Source organism: Acidovorax soli, from assembly GCF_900107605.1.
GTDB classification, from domain to species: domain Bacteria; phylum Pseudomonadota; class Gammaproteobacteria; order Burkholderiales; family Burkholderiaceae_C; genus Acidovorax; species Acidovorax soli.
This window is the reverse complement of record NZ_FNQJ01000074.1, coordinates 1-2,752: the sequence shown is the minus strand read 5'-3', so window position 1 is coordinate 2,752 and position 2,752 is coordinate 1. Positions and strand designations below refer to the sequence as shown.

The 2,752-nt window shown below is 64.9% G+C and carries 2 protein-coding genes; both read left to right on the top strand.

Translation table 11 applies throughout. The annotated features are described in order from the left end of the window. The first annotated feature begins 198 nt into the window (after positions 1-198). Positions 199-1,722, top strand: a complete 1,524-nt coding sequence (gene istA / locus BLW02_RS19340) for an IS21 family transposase (RefSeq protein ID WP_026437811.1) — start codon at positions 199-201, stop codon at positions 1,720-1,722. A 78-nt stretch (positions 1,723-1,800) separates the two neighbouring features. Further along, positions 1,801-2,604 (top strand): IS21-like element helper ATPase IstB, encoded by an 804-nt coding sequence (gene istB / locus BLW02_RS19335; protein WP_008904314.1) that lies wholly within the window; start codon positions 1,801-1,803, stop codon positions 2,602-2,604. Positions 2,605-2,752 lie beyond the last annotated feature (148 nt).

Below are 2,752 nucleotides of genomic sequence, written 5' to 3'. Positions count from 1 at the left end.
TGGGTATTTCGGACCAACGTGACCGCTGGTTTCGGTATCGTGACCGAGGATTTCGGCCCATCGTGACCGACTCCGTTGTCGGTTCATCGTGACCGCCGTTTCAGCCCACGTTTTTGTGGGATCTGAAGCCAGGCGGTGCTGCGTAGAGAACTCAACCCGGGCGTCCTAACCTCGACGGCTTTTGCCTTCAGGAGCCGGATGCCCAAACCTCGAATTTCTCTACGCATGATCAAAGACGTTATCCGCCTGAAGTGGCAGGCCGACCTCTCTCACGAGCAAGTCGCCGCCACCCTCAACATCTCCAAAGGGGCCGTGGCCAAGTACGTTGGCCTGGCCCATGCTGCTGGCCTGGATTGGGAGACTGTCCAGGATTGGAGCGAGCAGCGACTGACCTCCGCCCTGCTGCCCAAGGCCACCACCTCCCAGCCCTACATCACCCCCGACTGGGGCCGCATCCACCGCGAACTCGACCGCAAGGGCGTGACACTCATGCTGCTGTGGCAGGAGTACGTGGAGGCCCATCCCCATGGTCGTACCTGGCGCTACACCCAGTTCTGCGGTCACTACAAGGACTTCGCCCAAACCCTCAAGCGCTCGATGCGCCAGCACCGGCGCGCCGGCGAGAAGCTGTTCATCGACTTCGCTGGCTCCACGGTGCCCTTGCGCGATGGCGCCCGTGCCCAGGTCTTCGTCTCGGCCATGGCCGCCTCCAGTTGCGTCTTTGCCTGCGCCACGCCCGCGCAGCGCCTGGATGACTGGGTCGAGGGCATGGTGCGCGCTCTGCACTTCTACGGGGGTGTGCCGCAGCTCATCGTGCCTGACAACGCCCGTGCCGTGATCGCCTCGCCAGACCGTTACGAGCCACGTGCCAACGAGACGGTGCAGGACCTGGCCCGCTACTACGGCACCTCGGTGCTGCCTGCGCGCCCACGCACGCCGCGCGACAAGGCCACGGCTGAGAGCTCGGTTCAGGTCGTCACACGCTGGATCCTGGCCAGGCTGCGCCACCAGCGATTTGAGAGCGTCGCTCAGGTTGACGCGGCCATTGCGCAGCTGCTCCCCAGCCTGAACGAGCGGCCGTTTCAGAAGCTGGCGGGCAGTCGCGCCAGTGTGTTCGCCGAGCTGGACGCCCCAGCCCTGATGCCGCTGCCGCAGCAACCCTATGAACTCGCGCGCTTCAAGACCGTGAAGGTCCATATCGACTACCACGTCGAGATCGACGGTCATCGTTACAGCGCACCGCACCCGCTGGTCGGTCAGACGCTGGAGGCTCGCATGACCGGGCGCGGCATCGAGTTGCTCTTGCGCGGCCAGCGCGTGGCCGCCCACGCGCGCAGCGACAAGCGTGGGGGTTTCTCTACCGTGGAGGCACACATGCCCGCGGCCCACCGCGCCCACATGGAGTGGACGCCACAGCGCCTGATCGAATGGGGGCAGCGCATCGGTGTGGCCTGCGGTGAGTTGATCACCCGTTTGCTGCAGACCTACAAGCATCCCGAGCATGGCTACCGGTCTTGCCTGGGTTTGCTGAGCCTGTCCAAGAGGTACGGCCCGGTGCGACTGGAGGCCGCCTGCGAGCGGGCGTTGGCCCTGGGCACATTGCGCTACAGCCATGTGCGTGACTTGCTGGCCAACAACTGTGACCAGATCACGCCCCAGTCCGAGTCGGACTGGACCAGCCCGGCGCACGCCAATCTGCGCGGCCCGGGCTACTACCAGTGAGGTGGCGCCACCGCCGCCGCCGCCGCCACTGCCACCATTGTTTCTATCTCCAATCCACGGCTTCAGGACATCATCACCATGCTCAACAACACCACCATCGCCCAGCTGCGCTCACTCAAACTCGTGGGCTTCGCCGATGCCTTGCAACAGCAACACGAACAGGCCGACTGCCTGAATCTGTCCTTTGATGAGCGCCTGGCCTTGCTGGTCGAGCGCGAGGTCTACGCCCGCAGTGACCGCAAGCGAGCGCGTCTGCTGCAACAGGCGCAGCTCAAGTACCCCTCGGCCACCTTGGAGGACGCCAGCTTCGAGGGCATCCGGGGAATGGACCGTCCGGCCCTCATGGGCCTTGCGCTGTCCACCTGGATCGATCGCGGCGAGACGGTGACCCTGGCCGGTGCCACAGGCTTGGGCAAGACTTGGCTGGCGTGTGCGCTGGCCCAATACGCGTGCCGGCAAGGTCGCTCCGCGCTGTACTTGCGCGTGCCTCGACTGGCAGAAGAGCTGCGCATCTTGCATGGGGCCGGCAGCTTCCGACGCTGGCTACAGCAACTCGCCAAGATCGACGTGCTGGTGCTGGACGACTGGGGCATCGGACACCTGGACGCCGCCACGCGTGCCGATTTGCTGGAGGTCATCGATGACCGGGTGGGGCAGCGCGCCACCATCATCGCCCACCAATTGCCCATCGAGCATTGGCACGCCTGGCTGGGCGACCCCACCGTTGCCGACGCCATTCTGGACCGGTTGCTGCAGAGTTGCCGGCGCTTCAGCCTGGACGGCGAGTCGCGACGAACGGGCCGCACGGCGCGCACTGCAACCGTTTCAAAAACGACCATCAAGGACCCCCATGAAGACCTGACAGCCTCTCCAAAACCGTAAACTCAACCCCCTACGCAGCACCGCCAGCATCACGGCGGTCACGATCGCCGAAACGGGCGGTCACGTTACCGAAACGGCGCTGAGAACATCGCTCTGACCACCGGTCACGATGCGCCGAAATGACCGGTCACATTCGCCGAAATACGCA

What these genes read in the sequence shown, in the direction of transcription:
- istB (WP_008904314.1), top strand. Translation starts at nt 1,801, where the DNA reads ATGCTCAACAACACCACCATCGCCCAGCTGCGCTCACTCAAACTCGTG.
- istA (WP_026437811.1), top strand. Translation starts at nt 199, where the DNA reads ATGCCCAAACCTCGAATTTCTCTACGCATGATCAAAGACGTTATCCGC.